The sequence below is a fragment of the Labrenzia sp. THAF187b genome (genome assembly GCF_009363375.1).
GTDB classification, from domain to species: Bacteria; Pseudomonadota; Alphaproteobacteria; order Rhizobiales; family Stappiaceae; genus Roseibium; species Roseibium algicola.
The window spans coordinates 406,207-429,192 of record NZ_CP045344.1 but is presented as its reverse complement, the minus strand read 5'-3'; the positions used below and the strand labels follow the sequence as shown (position 1 = coordinate 429,192).

Here is a 22,986-nt window from a genome sequence, read left to right as displayed (position 1 = left end):
CATGGATAATCCCGTTCTCTGGACGTTGATCTCCATCCAGATATTCATGGGCGCATTCGATACGCTCGTGCACCATGAAGGCAGCGAGCGCCTGGCTTGGCGTCCGTCGCAGAAAACCGAACTGCGGCTGCACGGTGTGCGCAATTTCTTCTACGCGGTGATCTTTCTCTGCTTCGGCTGGCTGGAGCCGCACGGGGTCTTCACCATGCTGTTGACGGCAATCCTTGTCGCCGAGGTGCTGATCACGCTTTGGGATTTTGTCGAGGAAGACATGACCCGAAAGCTGCCATGGACCGAGAGGATCAACCACACGCTGCTGGCCTTGAACTATGGTGCGATCCTGGTACTGGCCGCGCCAGTTCTGTGGCAATGGTCGTTCCTCCCCAGCGCGCTGGTGCCCGTCAGCTACGGCTGGTGGAGTGTGCTTTCCACGGTTTCGGCACTTGGTGTCGGGCTCTTCAGCGCGCGGGACCTGCTTGCGGCCGCGCGCAGCGACAGGCTTGCTGGTGCAGATCCGGCGGGACTGGTTACAGCCCTGCCGCCGCGCCGGCACATCCTCGTGACGGGCGGCACCGGGTTCATAGGTCAGCGGCTGGTGGAAGCGCTGGTGAGAGGCGGCCATTTCGTCACGGTTCTCACGCGAGACCTCCGCAAGGCGGATGACCTGGACCACCCTGTTCGTGTGATCACCAGTCTTGACCGGATCCACAATGCCGAGCGCTTCGATGCCATCGTCAACCTGGCCGGAGATCCGATCGCGAATGGCTTGTGGACGAGCCGCAAACGCGCCCGGATCATCGGCTCCCGTGTTCAAATGACCGAAGCATTGCGGGCGTTGGTCGAGCGCCTCGATACGAAACCGGCTTGCCTGATCAACGGCTCCGCCATCGGCTGGTACGGTCTGCGCGGTGACGAAACGCTGACCGAAGACGCAAACTTCGACCCTGCCTTCGTCCACGAAGTCTGCGAGCGCTGGGAACAGGCGGCACAAAAGCTGGAGCGGGACGGAGTGCGTGTCGTGCTCTTGCGGATCGGTCTCGTTCTCGGTGTCGAGGGCGGCATTCTGGCAAAGCTGCTGACGCCGTTTGAATTCGGTGGTGGCGGGGCGATGGGGTCTGGCCGCCAGTGGATGTCCTGGATCGAGCGGGACGACCTGGTCCGCATCATTGCCCGCACGGTGGCCGATGAAAATTTGTCCGGCCCCGTCAACGCTACGGCACCCGTGCCGGTTCGAAATGCGGAATTCACGAGGGCTCTGGCCAAGGCACTTCACCGCCCGGCATTCCTGCGCCTGCCTGCCTGGCTATTGTCGACGGCGCTCGGTGACATGGGCCGGGAAACGATGCTGGCCGGCCAGCGTGTGGTGCCGGCGAAACTGGTCGCCGCAGGTTTCAGGTTTCGCCACCCGGAACTTGCCCCGATGCTGCAGGTGATCACGGGCACGAAGACAGGCTCGGTTCGGGCTGAGGAACAAGAGGTCCAGTCATTGGCTTGAAAAGGCACTGCGTCTCCACCTTGACAAAGTTTCCATCGTCATCCCGGCCAAGCGAAGCGCAAGCCGGGATCGGAGAGCCACAGACAGTGCTGCATTGTCCTCTAATGGAAAGACCTTGGCTCTCCGATCCCGGATCTTCGCTGCGCTGCGTCCGGGATGACGAAGGAGAGGGCGAGGGAGAAAGTTGAGTGCCAACCTGCAGGCGAAGTGCGACTGAGAAGGAGACGATTTGCAGGCACATTCATTTGCCCCTCACTCAAATACAATTCACGTCAGAAGCGGACGCAATTCCGACTGGACCTTCAGGAGGGCAGGCAGGAACTCCGTTGTTGCCGTTTCCGGCGTGGCGGACGTGCTGCTGTAACCGACATTGAGCGCCGCAATGGTGTGGCCGTGGGAATTCAGCACCGGAACCGCGATGGAACACAGTCCTGGTTCGACCTCCTGATCGATCGTCGCGAACCCCTGGCTGCGGATATTGGCAAGTTCGGCCAGAATGGCGTCCACCCGGGTGAGGGTCTTTGGCGTCAGTGCCGTCAGGGTCATGGCCTCCAGCCTTGCCCGCGCCTCGCTCTCCGGCAGGGCGGCCAGCATGACGCGGCCCATGGAGGAGCAATGAGCGGGCAACCGTGAGCCCGGCATCAGCGCGATCGACATGACTTTCGTTCGGGCGGCCCGTGCTACATAGACGATCTCGTCACCGTCGAGGATCGACACCGACGAGCTTTCTCCGATCTGTTCCGACAGGCGGTCGAGCAGGGGTTGCACCACACGTGGCAAGGGCATGGTGGCAAGGCAGGCAGTTCCCAGCCGCAGCACCTGCGGCGTCAGGGTGAAATACTTGCCGTCCCAGTTTGCATACCCGAGATGGGCCAATGTCAGTAGGCACCGGCGGGAGGTTGCCCGGTCGAGACCGGATGCGTTCGAGACTTCGGAGATCGACTGGCGAGGACGGTCTGCGGTGAAGGTTTCTATAACCTGCAAGCCCTTGGCCAGGCCCCCCATGATGTCCCGCTCTGCAATCATTCGCCGGTCTCTTGCTGATGTTGATTTGTGCGATATGTAAACAAATGAAGCATATCGCACAAATCAATTGGACGAAAGACACTTGCCGTCGCTATCTCCATGGACACGACAAGGGGCGAATTCTGGCCGGCCTTGAGGTGTTGAAACCTTGTGCACTCATGGCGCACGCAGGAAGCTCTGGGCATTGCCCGAAAAGGAGACAAAGATGGACAAGACGGTTTCCGACCTTGCCACCGCCGTGGCGGGGATCGAGGACGGCATGACGGTGATGATCGGCGGCTTCGGCGGTTCCGGATCTCCCATCGAGCTGATCCATGCGCTGATCGACCGCTATCGCGAAACGGGGCATCCGAAGGACCTCGTCGTCATCAACAACAATGCCGGCAACGGCCATGTCGGCCTGGCCGCGCTCATCGAGGCGGGCATGGTCCGCAAGCTGATCTGTTCTTTCCCGCGCTCTGCCGATCCGGTGGTCTTTACCGAGATGTACCTTGCAGGCGGCATCGAGCTGGAGCTGGTGCCCCAGGGCACGCTCGCGGAGCGAATCCGTGCGGGCGGTGCGGGTATTCCCGCCTTCTACACACCGTCGTCCTACGGAACGGATCTGGCAAAGGACAAGCCCGTCGGCGAATTCGACGGCCGCATGTACGTGCAGGAGCGCTGGCTGAAGGCGGATGTCGCGCTGGTGAAAGCCGAAACAGCGGATACCTTTGGCAACCTGACCTATCGCATGGCAGCCCGTAACTTCAATCCGCTGATGTGCATGGCCGCGGCAGAGGCCATCGTGCAGGCAAGCCGGATCGTCGAAGCGGGCGGGATCGACCCCGAAGTCGTCGTCACGCCGGGTATCTTCGTTCAAAAGATCGTTGAGGTGGCAAATCCGCTGCAGGAAGAAGACCTCAACCGCGCCAATGCCGCCTATCCGCTGGAGGCCTGAGATGGAAAAGCTTTCAAACAACCAGATTGCCTGGCGTGCGGCACAGGATATTGCCGACGGCGCCTATGTGAACCTCGGCATCGGCTTCCCGGAAAAGGTCGCCCAGTTCCAGCCGGAGGGACGCGAGGCGATCTTTCACACCGAGAACGGACTTCTGGGTTTCGGCCAGGCCCCGGAGCCTGGTTCGGAGGACTGGGACCTGATCAACGCCGGCAAGAAAGCCGTCACGCTGAAGCCGGGCGCGGCCTTTTTCCACCATGCCGACAGCTTCGCGATGGTGCGCGGCGGTCATCTGGATGTGGCCATTCTGGGCGCTTATGAAATTGCCGAAAACGGCGACCTCGCCAACTGGTCGACCGGCCCCAAGGGTGTGCCTGCAGTCGGCGGGGCGATGGATCTCGTGCATGGTGCCAAGCGGGTTGCCGTCATCACCGACCACGTCACCAAGAACGGCCAGCCGAAACTGGTCAAGCGCTGTTCGCTGCCGCTCACCGGTGTCGGCTGCGTGACTCGCGTCTATACCAGCCTTGCGGTGATCGATATCGAGAACGGCCGCTTCGTGCTGCGTGAAAAACTGCCCGGCCTGTCGCTTGAAGATCTTCAGGCGGTGACCGGTGCTGAGCTTCTTGTTCCCGGCGCTGTCGCCGATCTTGTTGTTCCCGAGGTGTGAAATGGCTGAAGCCTTTATCTGCGACTATATCCGTACGCCCATCGGCCGCTTCGGCGGGGCGCTGTCCTCCGTCCGCGCCGATGACCTTGGCGCCATTCCGCTGAAAGCGCTGATGGAGCGTAATCAGGACATGGACTGGGCGGCGGTCGAGGAAGTCTTTTTCGGCTGCGCCAACCAGGCTGGTGAAGACAACCGCAACGTGGCGCGCATGAGCCTGCTGCTTGCCGGGCTGCCGGAAACCGTGCCCGGCACCACGTTGAACCGCCTGTGCGGTTCGGGCATGGATGCGGTCATCAGTGCGGCCCGGGCCATCAAGGCGGGTGAAATGGAGCTGGCGATTGCCGGCGGCGTGGAATCCATGTCCCGCGCTCCCTTCGTCATGCCCAAGGCGGAAACAGCGTTTTCACGCCAGAACGAGATTTTCGACACCACCATCGGCTGGCGTTTCGTCAACCCGCTGATGAAGAAGCAATACGGCATCGATTCCATGCCCGAAACCGGCGAGAATGTTGCCGAAGATTATGCCGTCTCCCGCGAGGACCAAGACGCCTTTGCTCTGCGCTCGCAAGAAAAGGCGGCGGCAGCACAGGAAAACGGACGTCTGGCACGGGAAATCACGCCGGTGACCATCCCCCAGCGCAAGGGCGATCCGATTGTCGTCGACAGGGACGAACATCCGCGTGCAACCTCGCTGGAAGCTCTGGCCAAACTGCGGGCACCCTTCCGCGAAGGCGGCAGCGTCACCGCGGGCAACGCGTCCGGCGTCAATGACGGTGCGGCAGCCCTGATCGTTGCGTCCGAGGCAGCGATCCGCAAGTACGGTCTGACGCCGATCGCCCGCATTTCCGGCGGTGCGACTGCAGGTGTCGAACCGCGCATCATGGGCATCGGCCCGGCACCGGCAACCAAAAAGCTGTGCGAACGGCTTGGCATCAAGCCGACTGATTTCGATGTTGTCGAACTCAACGAAGCCTTCGCAAGCCAGGGCATTGCCGTCCTGCGCCAGCTCGGAATTGCCGAGGATGCACCCCACGTCAATCCGAACGGCGGCGCCATCGCACTCGGGCACCCGCTCGGCATGTCAGGCGCACGCATTGCCGGCACGGCCGCTCTGGAGCTGCAGCAGCGCGGCGAAAAGCGCGCTCTTGCAACCATGTGCATCGGTGTCGGCCAGGGTATCGCGATCGCGCTCGAAGGCGTCTGATCGTCGGTCGGCAATTGTCAGGTGGAACGGCCGGGCATCACGTCCGGCCGTTTCGCTATCTGCTCCTCAAGGATTGAGGACGATCACCTTGGTCTGACCGCCATTGCAGGTGTAGCAGCAGTTGGAACAGCGATTGCGGTTCTTGTAGCCCACGCCCCAGTAGAGATTGTTGCGATTTCGCACCCAGGCGCCATAGCAGACCTTTTCGCCGCGCTGGCAGGATATGTTGATCGTCTTCGTCGAAAAGTCGTCGAGCACGTAGATCTTCTTGTTGCCCGGCCAGACGTGTCCGCGGCGGGTATCGGAATAGAGTTCCACATCGACAATGTTCGGATGTTTGCTTTCGAACCGCCAGTGCAGTGTTTCCGCTGATGCCGGCAAGGCAGCGGCGGCAAAATAAACAAATGAGAACGCCAACAAGACGGCGCTCAAAAGCCCCTTACGCATAATACTTCCCCCAAAGTATCCCCATGAAAAGCTGCGTCAGACCATCGTGCTGAATGGATATCTGGCAGCTCGCGCAAATAATGGGGCCTTTTTGAAGAAGATGGCAAGCAGGTGTTGCCAATTGCAGTGTTCAGACAGTGGTTTGCAGCCAGTCCCGGAAGGCGGCCACGGGGCGGGTCAAGGTGCGGGCGGGCGAGCGCACAAACCAGTATCCGGTCTCCAGTTCAACCAGTTTCCAGTCCGGCATGATCAGGTGTCCTGCCTCCAGTTCCTGGGAGACGAAGCGTCTGTCGATCACGATCGCGCCCATGCCTGCTATGGCAGCCTGGATGGCAAGATCCCGGCTCTGCAGCACGGTTCCCGATTTCGTGTCGGAATGGCTGAGCCCGGCCTCCTCCAGCCAACGCACCCAGTCGCCACGCCGCGAGGCGCTGTGCAGAAGCCTGAGGCCGCTCAGAACGGATGTGTCGGTGGCATCCTTGCCACGCAGCAGACCGGGTGCCAGGGCCACCGCCAGGTGTTCCTTCCACAAGAGGTGGCTCTCGACACTCGGCCAGTTGCCGGTGCCCAGCCGTATGGCGCAATCGTAGTTTTCGCGATCGAGATCAACCATGCGAGTGGAGGCGGACAACAGCAGTTCCACATCCGGCTGGCTCGCCTGGAAATCCGGCAAGCGGGGGATCAGCCAGCGGGTGGCAAAGGTCGAGACGGTGCTGATCCTCAGCTCCGTCCGGCCGCGCCGACGGAAGCTGTCGACAGCCTCTTCGATGCGGTCGAAGGCATCGCCCATGCTCAGGGCCAGGCGCTGTCCTTCTTCTGTCAGGGTGAGCCCACGCCCATCCCGGTTGACCAGCGTCGCACCAAGCTCGTTTTCCAGCTTGCGCATCAGGTGGGACAGCGCCGAAGGCGAAACCCCGAGCTTTTCGGCCGCAAGCGACGCACGCCCGTGGCGGGCCAGCAGGGAAAAGGCATGTAGCGCACGCAGGGACGCCATGGTCGATCTCCGGAAAGTTGAATATTCTTCAATAATGAACCCCGGAGACCCTGTCGAGATCGGTCAGGCATTTTCGGCGGAACTTTCCCTTTTCGGCCTGTTCACAAGGGTGACCAGTACAAAGGAAATGATCATCAGAAGCACCCATGCATTCAACTTTGCGATTGAAACCAGTGTCCATGCATCGGCCTGGTCGGGATACTGCCAGGCGCGGGCGAAAGTGCCGATATTCTCCGCAATCCAGATGAACAGGGCGACCAGAAAAAAGCCCAGCACCAGCGGCATCTTGTGCCTGTAGCGGAACACCGAATAATGTACCCAGGTTCGTCCAAAGAGCAAAAACAAGAAGACGAAAAGGCCAAGCCGCAGGTCGATGATGAAATGGTGGCTGAAGAAATTCACGTAGATCGCGAGCGCGAACAGCCATGTGGTCCACAACGGCGGATAACCGCTATAGGCGAAGTGGAAGATCCGGGAAACGCGGGCGAGATAGCTGCCGACGGAGGCATACATGAACCCGGTGAACAGGGGCACGTCACCGATGCGGAACAGGCTTTCCTCCGGATAGACCCAGGACCCGGCGGAGGTCTTGAAAATCTCCATGACCGTGCCGACCACATGAAAGATCAGGATGATCCTGGCTTCGTCCAGCGTTTCCAGACGCGTGGCCAGCATTGCTATCTGAAGACCGAGGGCCGCGAGAAACAGGAAGTCGTAGCGACTGAGTGCGGCGTCTTCCGGATAGACGAACCGCGTCAGAAGGATGATTGCGAGCAACAGGCCGCCGAAGATGCAGGCATAGGTCTGCTTCAGGCCGAAGGCGAGAAACTCCGTCGCCGCCAGACCGAACAGGCCCTTGCCGAAGACCGGACGCAGCCTGTGCAGGAGGTGATTGATGAGCCTTTCCGTTCCGGAGCCTGGACGGGAGGGGGCTTGTAGAGGTTGGACGATCCCGGTGGGTAACATGTAACGCCTCAGCTGAAGATACCGGCCGGTCCGCAAGGGGCCGGCAGGTCTTCTATGCATCTGGCGATGTGCAGGAACTGTGCAGTGCCTTCACAGTTTTCTGCAATATTGCGGGCTGACCTGCGGTCGGGCGCTAGCTGATGGCGCCGAGCACGGCCTTCAGGAAACCGGTCAGTTCATCGGTGACGAAATCCACATGCGGATAGGGTTCGCCTTCCATGTCCCAGGTTTCCTGGAACACGTCCCGCGTGCCGGTCGGCAGGATCAACGTCGTGCACATGCCAAGCGCATGCGGCACGCTCAGGTTCTTGGCCAGGTCCTCAAACATGGCAGCACGTGCCGGCGCGACGCCGGTATGTGCCAGGAAACGTTCGTAGGTGACCTTGTTGGGCTTGGGCACAAGATCCGCCGAGACGATGTCGAAGATATCCTCGAAATGATCCGCGATGCCGAGCGCAGCCGCCGTGCGTTCCGCATGTGGGCGGTCGCCGTTGGTGAAGATGAACTTCCGGCCCGGCAAGGCCTCGATCGCGGCTGCAAGGTCCGGATCGGGTTTCAGGGTCGAGTAGTCGATATCATGGACGAAACGCAGGTAGTCGTCCGGGTCGATGGCGTGGTTGGTCATCAGCCCGCGCAGGGTCGTGCCGAACTCGTGATAGAGTTCCTTCTGATGCGCCATCGCCTCATCGGGCGGCAGGTTCAGGATCTTCTGCACATAGCGCGAGATCTGCTCGTTGATCTGCGGGAAGAGGTCGCTCTCGTGCGGGTAGAGCGTATTGTCCAGATCGAAGACCCAGGCTTCGACGCCTTTGAAGATCCTCAGGTCGCGGCGATGAGCCTGCGGGCCCTCGTGGGGCAGGGGGCGTTTTCCTGTCACGGGCGGATCAACGTCCCTGCGCCGCCGTCGGTGAACAGTTCCAGCAGCACCGCGTGCGGTACCTTGCCGTTCAAGATGACAACGCCTTCAACGCCGCGGTCCAAAGCTTCGATACAGGTTTCGACCTTGGGGATCATGCCGCCGGAAATGGTGCCGTCGGCAATCAGCTCATGCGCCTTGGCAACGGTGAGCTGCTTGATCAGGTTGCCGTCCTTGTCCAGAACGCCGGGCACGTCCGTCAGGAACAGCAGCCGTTTGGCGTTGAGCGAGCCCGCAATGGCGCCGGCAGCGGTGTCGGCGTTGATGTTGTAGGTCTCGCCGTCTTCGCCCGGGGCGACCGGGGCGACAACCGGAATGATGTCTTCCTTGAGCACCAGCTTCAAAACGGTCGGGTCGACCTTGTCCGGTTCGCCGACGAAGCCGAGATCGAGAACGCTTTCGATGTTGCTGTCCGGATCAACCACGGTCCGGGTCAGCTTGCGGGCGGTCACCAGGTTGCCGTCCTTGCCGCACAGTCCGACCGCGCGGCCGCCTTCGGCATTGATCAGCTGGACGATTTCCTTGTTGATCGAACCGGCAAGAACCATCTCGACCACTTCGACGGTGGCCCTGTCGGTGACGCGCAGACCGCCCTTGAACTCGCTGACGATGTTCAGCCGCTGCAGCATCTTGCCGATCTGCGGCCCGCCGCCATGAACCACCACCGGATTGACCCCGGACTGGCGCAGCAGCGTGATGTCGCGTGCGAAGGCCTGGCCGAGTTCCGGATCACCCATGGCATGGCCGCCGTATTTCACGACAACGGTCTTGTTGTCGTAGCGCTGCATGTAAGGCAGGGCATGGGCAATGATGTTGGCGCGTGTGGCGGTGTCAGGCGTGGTCATGGAACGGAAATACTCACCGTGGCTGGGAAAACGTCTCGCGAAAGTCCCCTGCTATAGCCGGTTTGAAGTGGCTTCACAATCGGCGCAGGAGTGACGGGTCACTGGGTGGCCAGAAGAAACAGCTCCGCCCGCAGTTCGTCGACACCGCGGTTCTTTTCCGAGGACGTGGCCAGAATCTCCGGATGGGCGGCGACCCGCTTGCGCAGGATTGCCTTCGTGTCCTCGATGAGGCGAACGAGTTGCGGCGGTTTGATCTTGTCGGCTTTGGTCAGCACGACCTGATAGACGACGGCTGCCTTGTCGAGCAGTTCCATCGCTTCGAGATCGTTCTTCTTGATGCCGTGACGGCTGTCGATCAGAAGGATCACGCGGCGCAGGTTCGGCCGACCACGCAGATAGGAAAACACCAGCTGGGTCCAGGCTTCCACCAGTTCCTTGGGCGCCTGCGCATAGCCATATCCTGGCATGTCGACGATCGTCAGCGGCGTCTCGGGAGCAATGAAGAAGTTCAGCATCTGTGTCCGGCCCGGGGTTGCCGAAGTCCGGGCAAGGTCCTTGCGGCCGGTCAGCGCGTTGATCAGGCTGGACTTGCCGACGTTCGACCGCCCCGCAAAGGCGATCTCCGCTCCGGCCGCTTCTGGCAGGTTGGCCATGTCGGTGACGCTGGTGAGAAAATCCCACGGACGGCAGAACATCAGCCGGCCGGCTTCGAGGTCTTCATCGGAATATTTTTGTTCTTCGCTCATAAGCGCCTTCTACCCTGCCTGAAAGCAACCGTCACTAGTTTTGGCGTGCCGGTTCAAGCCTGCAACCCCGCAAGGCGCACCCTTATGAAAGGGACGCCTTGCAGGTCTTTTGGTCCGCACGGCCGGACCGTTCGGATCAGGCGCTGTTTCGTTTGGCATCACACTCACCGCCCAACCCTGTCGCTGCGGCCTCCAGGGCCTCGATATCCGCGCCGCGGATCGCATTGAGGTTCCGGGAGATCGTCTCGGCCGGCCAATCCCACCAGGCGATTTCAAGCAGCCGTTCGATAGTGGCTTCATCAAACCGGAGTTTTACCACCCGGGCAGGGTTGCCGACCACCACCGCATAGGGCGGGACGTCGGACGCGACCACCGCGTGCGCGCCGATGATTGCCCCGGAGCAGATGGTGACACCGGGCATCACCGTTGCATTGGTTCCGAACCAGACATCATGTCCGACAATGGTATCTCCCTTCAGGTGTTCGAAAATGGTCGCAGGATCGAAGCCCTGTTCCCAACCGTTATGGAAGATGTTGAAAGGGTAGGTCGAAAAACCCGTCATGGCATGGTTGGCACCACTCATGATGAACGTCGTTCCCTGCGCCAGCGCACAGAACTTCCCGATCTTCAGCCGGTCGCCGACAAAGTCGAAGTGATAGCGCACATTGCGGCTTTCAAACTCCGCTGCGTGGTTTTCATCGTTGTAATAGGTGAAGTCGCCCACTTCGATGGTAGGGCGGGTGATCACGTTTTTCAGGTAAACCGTGTGCGGTTCGCCGTTGAAGGGATAGAGCGTGTCGGGGGACGGGCCGTGCATGGGGCCTCCTTAAAAGCAAGAAAACAAGGGAAACTGGAAAACGCGTGTCGGACGCGGTTGACCTGCCGGTGAGCGGCTTCGCCTTGCGGATCAGGTCTTGCTTTATCGGATCATTGGTCCAGGCACTCCAAACGGGATCGGTTGAAAGACGCGAGAGCCTCGCGTCAAGGTGCCGGATAAAAACACGAGGTTCCGGCGCCGGTCAAGGTGGAACCTTTTAGGGCTTGTCTATTTGTCGCGGCAGCCTTCCAGCCAGACGTCGCCATTGTCCAGCGGTTTGCAACTGCCGGCAACCAGGCGTTCGATCCGCGCAACTCGGTCTTCAAGTTTCGGATCGTCTTTTCCAAGATGGTATGTGGACGGGGCGATAAGGACCGCGACAAGGGAGAGAAATTCCCTCTCGGAAAGCTCTGCCGGAGCTTTCCCGTAAATGGCATTGCTTGCCCTGAAGAACCCGGTCATCCAACCGTCGGGCCCATGGCCCATTTCCAGGGTGTCGAGCCAGAGAGCCAGAATTTCCTGCTTGGTAAGCTCATGTTCCAGCCCGATTGCGTAACCGGTCTGCCGGATCTTGGCGATACCGGGATGGAATGTTTCGAAACCGACGCGTTTGGCAAGCGATTGGGTAATTGTGGTGAGACCGCCTCCGGCACTGGAAAGATCCACGCCGGAATGGTCCACAAAGCCGGGATCCTCGACCTGCAGCAATTTCGCAAGTTGCCTCGGCCCGAGATCGACACCGCCTCGGCCGCCGGCAATCAGCCTGTCGGCGCGCGCGGACAGGCGAAAGGCATCGGCTCGGGCATCGAGATAACCGGCAAATCCGTAAACAAAAGGCGGCTGCAGTCAGAAGCAGGACGAGGGCGGAAAGGATTTTGAGTACGCGCAAGGGACACCTCCGGAAATATATCTCGAACCGTGTCGGGCAAAGCGGGCACTGTCATGATGGAAACGAGGCCTAAAGACGGCGCCTGCCTGCGTTTTTCACATCGGGCGCCGTGGGGAAGTCTGGCAGGCGACGACTTGAAAAGTCCCGCTTGAATGGGGTTCTTCTGGTCGGTCGAGAGCCGCGTCGAAAGTGGACCCGACAGGTGGCACCGGTTTCTGGAGTAGCGTTCAGGTGGGAATGCGAACCCGGGCGTCGACACGCCTTTCACCAAAAGCCCTGTCCTGCGGCATTTGGACTGCCCTCGGGTCGTCGAACAGGAATTCGGAGATTCTCGACATCAACCTGATGCGTGTGTGTCTGTTGCCTTCGTGAAATCCGATATCATTAAGCCCTCTCACATAGGCTTGGAATGTCGGGTCCGGGGCGTTGTCCTTCGGTGGCTTGAAATAGAGCTCACCTTGTCCGAACGCAGGCTGATAGCCGAAAAACGCCAGGCCAAGCAGTTCGCGCGCCAGCACACGCGGGTTCTGGAATGATGCTTTCCTGTTGGTTTGTCTGTCCGTGTACTGTCCGAAGGTCCAGAACATGCCGGCGTTCCGGTTCATGAACTCCTTCCAGTGGTTCTTTTGATAGTCCACGGTTCCCTTCACAAGGTGCTCTGCATTTCTCCGGTTGGTTACATGCGGCAGAATCTTCTGCAGTTTCGGGACCTCTTCGTCCAGCAAATCCTCGCCGCACTGGCGAAAAAGGCCGGCCTCAGCGGTTTCCAGCGTCAGACTGAAGGTCTTGTGGGCAGTGATCGCACCGATGATGAGTGCATCGTTTAGAAGAGGCGTCCACTTCTTTTCACTTAGGATGGCGCCTCCTGTGACGGGCACGGAAGGGATGATATTCTTGTCCGCGTCCGTGTGCGTGCCCTTGCCTTCGTTGCGGGCTCTTTGTTCCGTCTGGACATGCTTCCTGGTTACGTCTTCCTGGATGCCGCTGGCAGCCGTCACACCGAAGTTTGCGATCAGGTTTTTGCACATCCGGATACCGGTGCCGCCAAGCAAGGTGTATGGCAATCGGTTATTTGCGGCAGCCCTGTAGAGATTGTAAGCAGCCTGGCAAAACTGGTCCATTTTGTCCCGATCCTGCCAGTTGGACCAGCTTTGAACCCACGCGTTGTCGTCCCAGTATCGCTGCCAGTGAGGTTCAACCGCTGCTTTGAAGGCGTCGTAGTCTGCGTACATGTTCACGTTCTCCACGATGTGGCCATGCTTGCGGCCGCACAAAAGGGATCAGGCGCACGCTTTGCTGTGTGCCGGTTTCAGTTTCAGGTGTTGGTTGGCTGGCTTGTGTCACCGGGTATTGAGCAGGCGCTTTCGGCTGCGAGCACCCGGCCGCACAAGCTTTTGCGTCTCTGGCAGACAATTTGATGGAAGAGGGGCCAAATGGCCAGTGACGCCCGTCACTGCGCTCGCATGGGCCTTGAAGTGGTCAACGCTGGGTCTTGTCGAGAAATGGCGAACTCTTGCCGGTCATTTCCATGCCGAACATTCACTCGACAGGCGGAGCGGGACAAAGTCGGCAATGTCCTGCCGACGGAAGTCAGGGGGCGTCATAAGAACATCAAAAGGTTCGATGACCGGCCTCTCAATGAATAAGCCCCGCCGGTTGGCGGGGCTTATTGTTTTCAGGCAACTGCCAGAGGACTAACTCTTGTCGTCGGGAGCTGGCTTCTTGCGTTTGAAGAGCGCCCCCAGATTGTCCCAGAGCTCCACCTTGGCTCCCTGACGGCGCATGATCACATACTGCTGCGTCACGGACAGGGTGTTGTTCCATGCCCAGTAGATCACCAGACCGGCCGGGAAAGAGGCCAGCATGAAGGTGAAGATCACGGGCATCCAGGTGAAAATCATCTGCTGGGTCGGATCGGGCGGAGCCGGGTTCATCTTCATCTGGATGAACATGGTGATCCCCATGATCAGCGGCCAGACGCCCAGCATCAGCATCTGCGGCGGATCCCAGGGGATCAGGCCGAACAGGTTGAAGATGGTGGTCGGGTCCGGTGCCGAAAGATCCTGGATCCAGCCGAAGAACGGTGCGTGGCGCATTTCGATGGTGACGTACAGCACCTTGTAGAGTGCGAAGAACACCGGGATCTGCACCAGGATCGGCAGACAGCCGGCCAGCGGGTTGATCTTCTCTTTCTTGTAGAGCTCCATCAACGCCTGTTGCTGCTTCTGCCGGTCGTCGGAATATTTCTCCCGAATTTCCGTCATCTGCGGCTGCACGAGCTTCATCTTGCTCATGGAGACGTAGGACTTGTTGGCGAGCGGGAAGAAGATCAGCTTGACGATAACGGTGACGACCAGGATGGCGACACCGAAGTTGCCGAACAGGTGGAAGAACCAGTCGATCGCGAAGAACATCGGTTTGGTGAGGAAGTAGAACCAGCCCCAGTCGATGAGGAGTTCGAACCGTTCGATACCGAGCGCTTCCTCGTAACCGTCGAGAACCTTGGTTTCCTTGGCGCCGGCAAACAGATACGAGCTGCTTTCGCCGGTCGCACCGCCTGCAATGGTCACACCGTTGCCGAGATAGTCGGCCTGGAAGACGTCGGTGGTGGCGGAGTGGCTGAAGCCCGGCTGGAATTCCTGACCCGGGGTCGGGATGAGCGTCGCGGCCCAGTACTTGTCGGTGATGCCGAGCCAGCCCTGGTCGACCTTGGACGGCCGGATGGAGCCTTCTTCCATCAGATCGTCGTAATCGACTTCCTTGAGGCCGTCCGCGCCGAAGACGCCGAGCAGGCCTTCATGGAGAATGTAGATGCCGTTGGTTTCCGGCATGCCCTTGCGAGCGATCAGTCCGTAGGGATAAAGCGTTACCGCGTCGGCGCCGGTGTTTTCGACCGCCTGATTGACGGTGAACATGTAGTTGTCGTCGACAGAGAACGTCCGCTTGAAGATGAGGCCAGCACCATTGTCCCAGGACAGTGTCACGGGTGTCGACGGGGTCAGTGTCGTCTCGCCGTCGATGGACCAGATGGTATCTGGGCCGGGCAGGGCGATGTTCGAACCCGGATCGCCGACCCAGCCGTAATCAGCGTAGTAGGGCTTGGGGCTGCCGGACGGTGAGAACAGCACGATGGTCGGGCTGCTCTTGTCGACGGTCTCGTGATAGTCCTTCAGCCGGATATCGTCGAGGCGGCCGCCTTTCAGATTGAGCGACCCTTCAAGGCTGGGCGTATCGATGGTCACGCGCTGGGAAGCGGCAAGCGCAGTATCCCGGTTGGCAAAGGCGGCCTGTTGCCCGGCCGCCGGTGCCGCGGTGTTGGCGCCCTGCGAACCGGTCGGTTGCGGTGCATCCGGGTTTGTTGTGCCGGTCGCGGCCTTTTGAGCGGCCTCCTGCTGGGCCTGAAGTTCGGCCTGCTGGCGTTCCAACTGAGGCGCGGCAACGAAATATTGCCAGCCGAGCAGAACAATCAGGGACAGAACGATCGCGAGAATCGTGTTGCGGTTTTCAGAAATCAACTGGATTTACCCCTGTTTCCTGCGCTGTTTCGATTGGGCTGCGAGCCCTGCCGGCGCGGTTTTCCCCGTCCGCGCGGCGTTTGCGGATCCAGCACCTGGCTCAGGCCAGACTTAAGGTCTGCAACGATTTTTTCAAAGGGAAGAGTGAGTGCGCTGTCGCGAGCGACAAGCACGAAATCCGCCTTTTGCGGGATATCTTCGGGCGCAAGTTCGGCCACGGCGGCTCGAAGCCTCCGCTTTATGCGGCTGCGCATAACCGAATTGCCGGTTTTCTTGGTAACCGTGTAGCCAACCCGCGACGCGTCGTCGCTGTCGCGGTTCAAGCCCTGAACGACAAAAGCGCGCCGGCCCAGCCGGCCGCCTTTGGCGACCGCCAGGAATTCGGAGCGCTTTTTCAAATTGTCCATAGCGGCGGATTGGTGTTGGCAGTCGCCGCCAACCCGGCGCACTGCGGGCTGGTCGCCGATTAGGCGCTGAGGCTCTTGCGACCCTTCGCGCGGCGACGAGCAAGCACCTGACGACCATTCTTGGTGGCCATACGTGCGCGGAAGCCGTGGCGACGCTTGCGGACAAGACGGCTCGGTTGATACGTACGCTTCATTGTTCTTCCCCGCGCGGCTAAGAGCGCGGCCCTTGTTCATTTTTTAAATTCTTTGGAGGAAGCACCCGAAGCGCCATGAAGAGCGCGGCTTTTCCAGCCTTGGGTCCGAATGCATGTCCCGGTCGAGCGCGCTTATAAGGGCCATGCCGCCTCAAGTCAACTTTGCACGCCTAAGATTCTGCGTTTTCCTTTCGATCACGCACAGGTGAACCTGAAACGGGCAAGCGTCACTTATCAGTGAAGCACAGTTCTTTTTACGAGGTTTAAGGTACATCTGCCTATCAGAACAAAAAAGCAGGGCGCCCCTGCGACAAGAAGCGAGCTGATGGAAGAGTGGATGCTGGGTGACGAGGCCAACAGGATGACGCCGCCGAAGGACACGGGGCAGACCGGCGGAAAGACGCAGGAACGCACGGCAGCCGAAAGGCTCAGAAAGTGGCTTCCACTGGCGGTTCTCGCAGGCCTGATGGTGCTCGGATTCGCGCTTGGCCTGCACAAGCAGCTGACCTTGTCGAACCTCATCATGCAGCGGCAGGACCTTGCTGGCTATGTCGAGCAGAACCTGGTGCTCGCCATTCTCGCCTATGTGGCCATCTATACCGTGGCGGTCGCCCTGTCGTTTCCCGGGGCATCCTTGCTGACCATCGCGGGCGGTTTTCTGTTTGGCTGGGTAATTGGCGGTGTCGCAACGGTTCTGGGCGCGACGATCGGCGCCTGCGCCGTCTTTCTTGTTGCAAGATCCTCCTTCGGTGAGGTGCTCACCAATCGGGCCGGCCCCTTCCTTGCCCGTCTGGCCGAAGGGTTTCGCAAGGATGCGTTTCACTACCTCCTGTTCCTGCGGCTGACACCGGTATTCCCTTTCTGGCTGGTCAACATCGCCCCGGCAATCTTCAAGATGCCGTTGCCCTCCTACACGCTTGCAACGTTTGTCGGCATCATTCCGGGCACCTTTGCCTTCACCTTCATCGGTTCCGGCCTCGACAGTGTCATCGCGGCACAGGAAGCTGCCAACCCCGGCTGCGCGGCGTCCGGAACCTGTCAGATCGACGTTGCTGCCTTGGTAACACCACAGCTGCTGGCGGCGTTTTTTGCACTCGGAATCGCCAGCCTCATTCCGGTGATCTTGAAAAAAGTCCGCAATCGTTAAACTTTCCGCCAGTTTCCTGCCGAATCGGAGCCCGTCATGGCCAATTTGCTGACCCCGGACATTTGCGTGATTGGCGCAGGCTCCGCCGGCCTGTCCGTTGCCGCGGCCGCTGCGGCCTTTGGCGTCGAGGTGGTGCTGATCGAAAAGGGGCTCATGGGCGGCGATTGCCTCAACTACGGCTGTGTGCCCTCCAAGGCGCTTCTGGCCGCCGCCAGGGCCGCGCATACGCAGGAAGCTGCGAGCCGGTTCGGAGTGCATGGCGACAAGCCGAAAGTCGACTTTGCCGAAGCGAACGATCATGTCCGCAAGGTCATCGCCGCCATCGAGCCACATGATTCCCAGGAACGCTTCGAAGGCCTCGGCGTCACCGTCCTGCGCGAGACGGCAAGGTTCACCGGAACCGACGAGGTGTTGGCCGGTGCGTTCCGTATCAAGGCCCGGCGTTTTGTCATCGCAACGGGTTCCTCCGCTTTCGTTCCGCCCATACCGGGCCTCGAGGACGTTCCCTATCTGACCAACGAAACCCTGTTCCAGTTGCGCAATCGTCCGGAGCATCTGGCGATTATCGGCGGCGGGCCAATCGGTCTTGAAATGGCGCAGGCCCACCGGCGTCTTGGTTCGAAAGTCACCGTGTTCGAAGCGCAGAAGGCTCTTGGCAAGGACGATCCGGAACTGGCGGCTTTGGTGCTGGATACCCTGCGTGCCGAAGGCATAGACATTCTGGAAGAAACGGCTGTCGAAAAGGTTGGACGATCCGGTGCGGGACTGGCGATCAGTGCGAAGGAGGCGGATGGAAAGCCGGTGACGGTGGAGGCCTCTCATCTGCTTGTGGCGACCGGCCGTGCGCCCAACGTCGACGGTCTCGGCCTGGAAGAAGCTGGCATCGATCATGACCGGAAAGGCATTGCTGTCGACAAGGGTTTGCGAACGAGCAACCGGCGCGTCTATGCCATTGGCGACGTTGCCGGCGGTCTGCAGTTTACGCATGTCGCCGGCTATCAGGCAGGTCTTGCGATTCGCTCCATCCTGTTCCGGCTGCCGGTCTCCATGACCAGCGACATCGTGCCCTGGGTTACCTACACAACGCCGGAACTTGGTCATGTCGGCCTGAGCGAAGCCGAGGCCCGCTCGCGCTATGGCGACAAGGTCAAGGTGCTGACGGCGGACTATTCCGGCAATGACAGGGCCCAGGCAGAAGGCCTCACGAAGGGCCGCCTTAAGCTGATTGCCGGGCCGCGCGGCAGGCTGCTTGGCGCGGATATCGCGGGTGCCCAGGCAGGAGAGGTCATCAATCTTCTGTCGCTCGCCCTGTCGAAGAAGATGACCATGAAGGACCTTGCCGGGTTCATCGCGCCCTATCCGACACTGGGTGAACTCGTGCGCCGTGCGGCAATTTCTTACTATGCGGAAGCGCCCAAAAATGCTTGGCTGCGCAAAGTGATCGGTTTCCTGCGTCTGTTCGGGTGACCGCTGGTGCCGTCTGTTTTAGAGAAGCTGTGGTACCATCGCTGATGCGGGGCCGGGGCCTTGGGATTTGGAAAGACGTGACATGAAACATGAGGGCGCGCCGCAAGGATCGGCTGTCCCGCAAGAACCCGCCGCCACGCCCGCTTCTCCCGGCGATGGCTTCGGGCATTATCGATTTGGCGGCCTGTCAGGCAAACTCCTGTTGATGACGGTGCTTTTCGTGATGCTTGCGGAAATCCTCATCTATGTGCCCTCGATCGCCAATTTTCGAAACACCTGGCTCACGGACCGGCTGACCACGGCAGGTGTCGCGGCCTCTGTGCTTGCGGAAACCAACACCATCGCCCCGCGTCTTCAGGAAGAACTGCTGCGCACAACCGGTGCTCTAGCGATTTCCCTCGACGAAGGCTCGCGGCGCAGCCTGATCGCCATGAGCAATGTGCCGGGCGAGATGGACTTCGTTGTCGACATGGCCGAAGTCACCCCCTGGTCGGCCATCCTGCACAGTTTCGAGATCCTCACCTATCGTGGCGACGGCGCCATGCGTATCATCGGTGCCGGCCAGATGGGCCATACCGAGCATGTCGATGTCGTCCTGCCCGTGCGCCTCCTGCAACAGGACATGCTGGCCTTCTCCGGCCGCATTCTTGCACTGTCGCTGGTGATTTCGATCATCACCGCCAGCCTTGTCTACATCACCCTCAGGGCATTGTTCATCCGGCCGCTGCGCCGCCTGACGCGCTCCATGGAACGGTTTGCCGAAAGCCCGGAAGATACTTCGCGCATCATGTCGATTTCCGGCCGCCGCGACGAGCTCGGCGACGCCGAAATCCGTCTGGCGGGCATGGAGGAGGCTCTTTCAAGGGCGCTTCATCAAAAGCAGAGGCTTGCTGACCTCGGTCTGGCCGTTTCCAAGATCAATCACGACCTCCGCAACCTGCTGGCCTCTGCGCAGCTGTTTCTGGAGCGCCTGGAGCATGTGCCGGACCCGACGGTCAAGCGCCTTGCCCCCAAGATCCTGGCAACACTCGACAGGGCGGTCGGTTACACTCAGGCGGTGATGTCCTACGGCAAGGCCCAGGAACGGGCACCGCAGCGCCGTCTGTTGGCTCTGAGGCGTGTCGGTGACGACGTGGCGGACGTGCTGGGTCTCGTGGATCATGCCACGGTGCGTTTCGACAACAAGGTGCCGGTGGAAATCGAGATCGACGCCGATCCGGAACAGATCTTCCGTGTGATGCTCAATCTCGTCCGCAATGCCTTTCAGGCGCTGGAGGCGGAAAAGGACGAAACGCTGGTCCGCCGGATCACCATCGAGGCCGAGCGTGAGGGCACATGTGTCCGAGTTCGGGTTTCAGACACGGGGCCGGGCATTCCGGACAATATCCGCAAGGCACTGTTCAGGGCATTTCACAGCGGTTCGAAAAACGGCGGCGTCGGTCTCGGGCTGGCGATTGTCGCCGAATTGCTCAAGGCGCATGGCGGATCGGTGCGGCTGGAAGACAACCGGACCGGCACATGTTTCTGTTTCGAGGTTCCCGACCGCAAGCCGTGAGCGGGAAGGGCGATCTTATTCACCGCTAAGTCTCGAGGAGTTCTGCGGCTTTCCGAACTGTGTGACAGTTCTTTGAAAAAAAGTTCAAAAAGGTTCTTGCAATCCCCATCGGACCGCAGTAGGTAAGCGCCCTGTCCGGGGCACACGACACGCCCCGCAGCGCCAAGACCGGTCATCGGCAGGTTCAACCGAGATGACAAGATCTTCGCAAATACGCACCGGTAGCTCAGCTGGATAGAGCACCAGACTACGAATCTGGGGGTCGGGGGTTCGAATCCTCCCCGGTGCGCCACTTTTCCTGCACCATCAGTATTTGATCTGCTTGCACCTGTGTGCATTGCGCTGAAGCGTTGTCGGCCTGTCTGGACAGCTTCCAGGAAGCAACTTCAGCATTTGCCGTCTTTGCAACGGCTACATTCGTGCATCGGGTTCCTGCTTTCCATGCGATGGACCGGACAGGTTCTCGGGGGCGTCAATCTCGTGTGAAGGCCAGGTTGTCAGCGGGTGGTTTGCCGAATCCCAACATGCCTGATCCGGGAAATCGGATCTTGGGTCCGATGACACGCGCCGCATGTTCTTGGGCTGGTGATTACGGTCGCCCGGCTTGGGTGGTCCCTATTACTAGGGGCCGTTTGGGGTCATTTCATAAGAATTGGAAGAAATAAAAGTCTCAAAATATTTTGATGTTTGATTATTATTGTAAAATGTGTATGCTGAAAATTAGGAAAATAAGTGCGGCACAAAATATAAATCAATCTTACCGCCTGTTTTGTCATAAAAACTCAAAGTACATAAGTGTATTTTTTCCTTGTCAGGGTGCTGCTTAGGCCTGCGCCCTCCCTGGACAAGTGTGCCCGCGAAATCGGTCATGACACGTTTGGCGGCGCAGATGTTTACCGCTTGCCGTCACGCATTTGGCCTCGTCGGATCAAGGACAATTTACGGAAGCGGCCACCGTATGCCGGTTGAACGGGCCGATACACGTATCTGTCGATAGCGTGGCGTCACTTGGCGGATCTCGGCCGGCGAATACTTCAAATCAAAGGATACCCAATCATGATGACCAGGAAAACGGTCACGAATACCAGCCACGGCAGAGTCTCGGGTGGCTCTTCAGACCACAGTTTCAGGATAGGGCAGGCCGTGCGCCTGAAAAACGTGTTCGGTGGCAAGGGCATGTCCGGCCTGACGTATCGTGTGACAGGCAGGTTGCCTGCTCGCGATGGCATGCCGCAGTATCGCATACAGTCCGATGGGGAAGCGTACGAGCGCATGACCACGCAGGATCAACTTGAAGCGGTTGGCGAAGCAGCTTCTGGTTCCAGTTCGACGCTGCTTGAAAAAACATTCGGTTCAAGCCACCGTTAGGCTGCTGGAGAACCGGTTTCGCTCATCAGCGAGAAGAGGTGTTCCTCATCTGTCAGTGCCTGATGATCCAGGAACAGGAAACGTGGTGGAGCTGGTCGAATTTGCGTCTGATGGCGATCTATTAGACGGGCTGCCCAGATCCCGTCTCAGGGCTTTTCTTTCGACGTGTTGGCGCGAAACCTACCAGGAACAATTGGGTAGCGACACTGCCACTGCGATGGTCGAATCCCTTGCCGGAGAAGATCTGGGTGGCATTCTGCCTGCGACGGATGAACGGGTGGTCCTCGCGTTTCATGACGACCGGATCGTCGGAAGCTGCGTCTACGCAGCTCGCGGGGCAATTGTCTATGTCTGGGGCTGTTACATCAGCCAGGCGTTCCAGAGATCGGGGACCGGACGCAGATTGATCCGGCATGTTCAGCGTGAAGGTTCGAGCGCAAGGCGGCTGCAGGTCACGGTGCTATGCGCCAGCACAGGCGCGATCGCCTTTTACGGATCTTTGGGATTTGCAGTTGTGGAACACGTAGAATACGAGCTCTTTCCCGGTTGCAGGGAGCCGGCGCAGGTCATGGAACTGGCGACCGCCTGACGGTGGGCCATGGTTCCGGGGCTTTGGCCGGAGAAGCAGAAGCGAACGCCAAACGGCAATCAGGGGCGGTCCATATTGAATGCCCGTTTCACTCGCCTTGCAGACAGTGCCCGCAAGAAACCCTGGGAAAAAGAGAAATGAAACCTGGCGTCAGGCTTTGGTCACAAAGGGTTTGCGGGGTTTTGTCGGGGCTGACTTGCCCTTGGCGGTATTCGTGGCGGAAGCCGCCTGCTTGTCCTGGCTCGCCAGTCTTGCAGCTTTCAGTCGGGCCGTCTTGGCGTCGCGGGCAGATGTCTCTGCCTCATTGATTTCACGCGCGACCCGACGGGTTGTTTCCGCTTTGCTTTCCGCAGTTTCCCGTCGTGTGCGAAGGGGGCTTTCATTATCCTTGGACGAAGTCATCTGCGCGTCTCCAACCGTTCACTGGTGGTAATTGCAAAAAAGGCCGGGAGTTACCCCGGCCTTTTCCATTCATCCTGCTGCCCGGTGCCAGTGCATCCGTGGTCACCGAACAGAGTTGGATGCAGAATTAGACTTCCTGAAGGTTGTCAGCAGCGGACTTGCCGGAACGGCGGTCCTGGACAACTTCAAAGCTGACCTTCTGGCCTTCGACCAGGCTGCGCATGCCTGCGCGCTCTACAGCGGAGATGTGCACGAACACGTCGGCAGCGCCATCTTCCGGCTGAATGAAGCCAAAGCCTTTGGTGGTGTTGAAGAATTTTACGGTACCTACTGGCATAACGATTTCCTTTCAATCGGTCATGGTAGTTTGCGCGCCTCACGGTATGCGGG

General features: G+C 59.8%; 24 protein-coding genes and 1 tRNA gene. 10 read left to right on the top strand and 15 right to left on the bottom strand.

Translation table 11 applies throughout. The features are described from left to right. Position 1: 1 nt before the first annotated feature. Positions 2–1,495: a TIGR01777 family oxidoreductase gene (locus FIV03_RS01980; RefSeq protein WP_173013750.1), complete on the top strand. Its 1,494-nt coding sequence runs from the start codon at positions 2–4 to the stop codon at positions 1,493–1,495. Between the two features lie 267 nt (positions 1,496–1,762). Here FIV03_RS01980 and FIV03_RS01975 read toward each other — a convergent pair whose 3' ends face one another. Then, entirely contained in the window at positions 1,763–2,521 is a 759-nt protein-coding gene (locus tag FIV03_RS01975) for an IclR family transcriptional regulator C-terminal domain-containing protein (protein WP_152508496.1), read from the bottom strand. 205 nt (positions 2,522–2,726) lie between these two features. Between FIV03_RS01975 and FIV03_RS01970 the strand changes: the two genes are divergently transcribed. Genes FIV03_RS01970 through pcaF form a run of 3 tightly spaced genes read left to right on the top strand, consistent with a single transcriptional unit; the run spans position 2,727 to position 5,332 of the window. After that, positions 2,727–3,458, top strand: coding sequence for a 3-oxoacid CoA-transferase subunit A (locus FIV03_RS01970; RefSeq protein WP_152508495.1), 732 nt, complete (start codon positions 2,727–2,729; stop codon positions 3,456–3,458). Position 3,459: 1 nt separating this feature from the next. Then, positions 3,460–4,128, top strand: a complete 669-nt coding sequence (locus FIV03_RS01965; protein ID WP_023002267.1) for a 3-oxoacid CoA-transferase subunit B — start codon at positions 3,460–3,462, stop codon at positions 4,126–4,128. Between the two features lies 1 nt (position 4,129). After that, positions 4,130–5,332, top strand: a complete 1,203-nt coding sequence (gene pcaF, locus FIV03_RS01960) for a 3-oxoadipyl-CoA thiolase (protein ID WP_152508494.1) — start codon at positions 4,130–4,132, stop codon at positions 5,330–5,332. A gap of 66 nt (positions 5,333–5,398) precedes the next feature. Here the strand turns inward: pcaF and FIV03_RS01955 are convergent, their stop codons facing one another. From FIV03_RS01955 to rpmH, 12 genes are all read right to left on the bottom strand, one after another. Continuing rightward, on the bottom strand, positions 5,399–5,779 hold the full coding sequence (locus tag FIV03_RS01955; protein WP_208997781.1) for a hypothetical protein: 381 nt from the start codon (positions 5,777–5,779) through the stop codon (positions 5,399–5,401). A gap of 130 nt (positions 5,780–5,909) precedes the next feature. Beyond that, positions 5,910–6,773, bottom strand: coding sequence for a LysR substrate-binding domain-containing protein (locus tag FIV03_RS01950; RefSeq protein WP_023002264.1), 864 nt, complete (start codon positions 6,771–6,773; stop codon positions 5,910–5,912). Positions 6,774–6,836: 63 nt separating this feature from the next. Then, positions 6,837–7,739, bottom strand: coding sequence for a DUF817 domain-containing protein (locus FIV03_RS01945; RefSeq protein WP_152508493.1), 903 nt, complete (start codon positions 7,737–7,739; stop codon positions 6,837–6,839). Positions 7,740–7,872: 133 nt separating this feature from the next. Then, positions 7,873–8,616 carry a pyrimidine 5'-nucleotidase gene (locus tag FIV03_RS01940; RefSeq protein ID WP_023002262.1) on the bottom strand — a complete coding sequence of 248 codons (744 nt, stop codon included), beginning with the start codon at positions 8,614–8,616 and terminating at the stop codon, positions 7,873–7,875. Next, positions 8,613–9,500 carry an acetylglutamate kinase gene (argB, locus tag FIV03_RS01935; RefSeq protein WP_023002261.1) on the bottom strand — a complete coding sequence of 296 codons (888 nt, stop codon included), beginning with the start codon at positions 9,498–9,500 and terminating at the stop codon, positions 8,613–8,615. Before argB ends, FIV03_RS01940 begins: the two co-directional genes overlap by 4 nt. A 98-nt stretch (positions 9,501–9,598) precedes the next feature. Then, positions 9,599–10,246 (bottom strand): ribosome biogenesis GTP-binding protein YihA/YsxC, encoded by a 648-nt coding sequence (yihA, locus tag FIV03_RS01930; RefSeq protein ID WP_023002260.1) that lies wholly within the window; start codon positions 10,244–10,246, stop codon positions 9,599–9,601. A gap of 136 nt (positions 10,247–10,382) precedes the next feature. After that, complete coding sequence (locus tag FIV03_RS01925; protein WP_152508492.1) at positions 10,383–11,063, bottom strand: CatB-related O-acetyltransferase; 681 nt, start codon at positions 11,061–11,063, stop codon at positions 10,383–10,385. Positions 11,064–11,291: 228 nt separating this feature from the next. Continuing rightward, positions 11,292–11,771: a transglycosylase domain-containing protein gene (locus tag FIV03_RS01920; protein WP_286202250.1), complete on the bottom strand. Its 480-nt coding sequence runs from the start codon at positions 11,769–11,771 to the stop codon at positions 11,292–11,294. 408 nt (positions 11,772–12,179) lie between these two features. Beyond that, the gene (locus FIV03_RS01915; protein WP_152508490.1) at positions 12,180–13,184 is read right to left on the bottom strand and encodes a hypothetical protein; all 1,005 of its coding nucleotides are present in this window, start codon (positions 13,182–13,184) and stop codon (positions 12,180–12,182) included. Between the two features lie 462 nt (positions 13,185–13,646). Beyond that, entirely contained in the window at positions 13,647–15,467 is a 1,821-nt protein-coding gene (gene yidC, locus FIV03_RS01910) for a membrane protein insertase YidC (protein WP_173013749.1), read from the bottom strand. Next, complete coding sequence (gene rnpA / locus FIV03_RS01905; RefSeq protein ID WP_152508489.1) at positions 15,464–15,874, bottom strand: ribonuclease P protein component; 411 nt, start codon at positions 15,872–15,874, stop codon at positions 15,464–15,466. Before rnpA ends, yidC begins: the two co-directional genes overlap by 4 nt. A gap of 59 nt (positions 15,875–15,933) precedes the next feature. Next, complete coding sequence (rpmH, locus tag FIV03_RS01900; protein ID WP_006934271.1) at positions 15,934–16,068, bottom strand: 50S ribosomal protein L34; 135 nt, start codon at positions 16,066–16,068, stop codon at positions 15,934–15,936. 325 nt (positions 16,069–16,393) lie between these two features. Here rpmH and FIV03_RS01895 point away from each other — a divergent pair, with 325 nt between their 5' ends. The 6 genes from FIV03_RS01895 to FIV03_RS01870 all read left to right on the top strand — a co-directional run bounded on the left by FIV03_RS01895 (position 16,394) and on the right by FIV03_RS01870 (position 22,194). Then, positions 16,394–17,215 (top strand): TVP38/TMEM64 family protein, encoded by an 822-nt coding sequence (locus FIV03_RS01895; protein WP_023002253.1) that lies wholly within the window; start codon positions 16,394–16,396, stop codon positions 17,213–17,215. A 36-nt stretch (positions 17,216–17,251) separates the two neighbouring features. Further along, entirely contained in the window at positions 17,252–18,682 is a 1,431-nt protein-coding gene (locus tag FIV03_RS01890; protein WP_152508488.1) for an FAD-dependent oxidoreductase, read from the top strand. 82 nt (positions 18,683–18,764) lie between these two features. After that, positions 18,765–20,237: a HAMP domain-containing sensor histidine kinase gene (locus FIV03_RS01885; RefSeq protein ID WP_152508487.1), complete on the top strand. Its 1,473-nt coding sequence runs from the start codon at positions 18,765–18,767 to the stop codon at positions 20,235–20,237. Positions 20,238–20,452: 215 nt separating this feature from the next. Beyond that, a tRNA-Arg gene (locus tag FIV03_RS01880) sits at positions 20,453–20,529 on the top strand. A gap of 764 nt (positions 20,530–21,293) precedes the next feature. After that, on the top strand, positions 21,294–21,605 hold the full coding sequence (locus tag FIV03_RS01875) for a hypothetical protein (RefSeq protein ID WP_286202249.1): 312 nt from the start codon (positions 21,294–21,296) through the stop codon (positions 21,603–21,605). Between the two features lie 193 nt (positions 21,606–21,798). Further along, positions 21,799–22,194, top strand: a complete 396-nt coding sequence (locus tag FIV03_RS01870) for a GNAT family N-acetyltransferase (protein WP_152508486.1) — start codon at positions 21,799–21,801, stop codon at positions 22,192–22,194. 150 nt (positions 22,195–22,344) lie between these two features. Here the strand turns inward: FIV03_RS01870 and FIV03_RS01865 are convergent, their stop codons facing one another. Together FIV03_RS01865 and FIV03_RS01860 are read right to left on the bottom strand one after the other, a co-directional pair. Continuing rightward, positions 22,345–22,596, bottom strand: coding sequence for a hypothetical protein (locus FIV03_RS01865; RefSeq protein ID WP_152508485.1), 252 nt, complete (start codon positions 22,594–22,596; stop codon positions 22,345–22,347). 127 nt (positions 22,597–22,723) lie between these two features. After that, positions 22,724–22,933: a cold-shock protein gene (locus FIV03_RS01860; protein WP_023002246.1), complete on the bottom strand. Its 210-nt coding sequence runs from the start codon at positions 22,931–22,933 to the stop codon at positions 22,724–22,726. Positions 22,934–22,986 lie beyond the last annotated feature (53 nt).

Excerpts from the sequence above, each read along its gene's own strand:
- FIV03_RS01890 (WP_152508488.1), top strand. The coding sequence starts at position 17,252 with ATGGCCAATTTGCTGACCCCGGACATTTGCGTGATTGGCGCAGGCTCC.
- FIV03_RS01875 (WP_286202249.1), top strand. The coding sequence starts at position 21,294 with ATGATGACCAGGAAAACGGTCACGAATACCAGCCACGGCAGAGTCTCG.
- FIV03_RS01945 (WP_152508493.1), bottom strand. The coding sequence starts at position 7,739 with ATGTTACCCACCGGGATCGTCCAACCTCTACAAGCCCCCTCCCGTCCA.
- rnpA (WP_152508489.1), bottom strand. The coding sequence starts at position 15,874 with ATGGACAATTTGAAAAAGCGCTCCGAATTCCTGGCGGTCGCCAAAGGC.
- FIV03_RS01950 (WP_023002264.1), bottom strand. The coding sequence starts at position 6,773 with ATGGCGTCCCTGCGTGCGCTACATGCCTTTTCCCTGCTGGCCCGCCAC.
- FIV03_RS01895 (WP_023002253.1), top strand. The coding sequence starts at position 16,394 with ATGGAAGAGTGGATGCTGGGTGACGAGGCCAACAGGATGACGCCGCCG.
- yihA (WP_023002260.1), bottom strand. The coding sequence starts at position 10,246 with ATGAGCGAAGAACAAAAATATTCCGATGAAGACCTCGAAGCCGGCCGG.
- FIV03_RS01865 (WP_152508485.1), bottom strand. The coding sequence starts at position 22,596 with ATGACTTCGTCCAAGGATAATGAAAGCCCCCTTCGCACACGACGGGAA.
- FIV03_RS01925 (WP_152508492.1), bottom strand. The coding sequence starts at position 11,063 with ATGCACGGCCCGTCCCCCGACACGCTCTATCCCTTCAACGGCGAACCG.
- rpmH (WP_006934271.1), bottom strand. The coding sequence starts at position 16,068 with ATGAAGCGTACGTATCAACCGAGCCGTCTTGTCCGCAAGCGTCGCCAC.
- argB (WP_023002261.1), bottom strand. The coding sequence starts at position 9,500 with ATGACCACGCCTGACACCGCCACACGCGCCAACATCATTGCCCATGCC.
- FIV03_RS01970 (WP_152508495.1), top strand. The coding sequence starts at position 2,727 with ATGGACAAGACGGTTTCCGACCTTGCCACCGCCGTGGCGGGGATCGAG.
- FIV03_RS01955 (WP_208997781.1), bottom strand. The coding sequence starts at position 5,779 with ATGCGTAAGGGGCTTTTGAGCGCCGTCTTGTTGGCGTTCTCATTTGTT.
- pcaF (WP_152508494.1), top strand. The coding sequence starts at position 4,130 with ATGGCTGAAGCCTTTATCTGCGACTATATCCGTACGCCCATCGGCCGC.
- FIV03_RS01915 (WP_152508490.1), bottom strand. The coding sequence starts at position 13,184 with ATGTACGCAGACTACGACGCCTTCAAAGCAGCGGTTGAACCTCACTGG.
- FIV03_RS01885 (WP_152508487.1), top strand. The coding sequence starts at position 18,765 with ATGAAACATGAGGGCGCGCCGCAAGGATCGGCTGTCCCGCAAGAACCC.
- FIV03_RS01965 (WP_023002267.1), top strand. The coding sequence starts at position 3,460 with ATGGAAAAGCTTTCAAACAACCAGATTGCCTGGCGTGCGGCACAGGAT.
- FIV03_RS01980 (WP_173013750.1), top strand. The coding sequence starts at position 2 with ATGGATAATCCCGTTCTCTGGACGTTGATCTCCATCCAGATATTCATG.
- FIV03_RS01860 (WP_023002246.1), bottom strand. The coding sequence starts at position 22,933 with ATGCCAGTAGGTACCGTAAAATTCTTCAACACCACCAAAGGCTTTGGC.
- FIV03_RS01975 (WP_152508496.1), bottom strand. The coding sequence starts at position 2,521 with ATGATTGCAGAGCGGGACATCATGGGGGGCCTGGCCAAGGGCTTGCAG.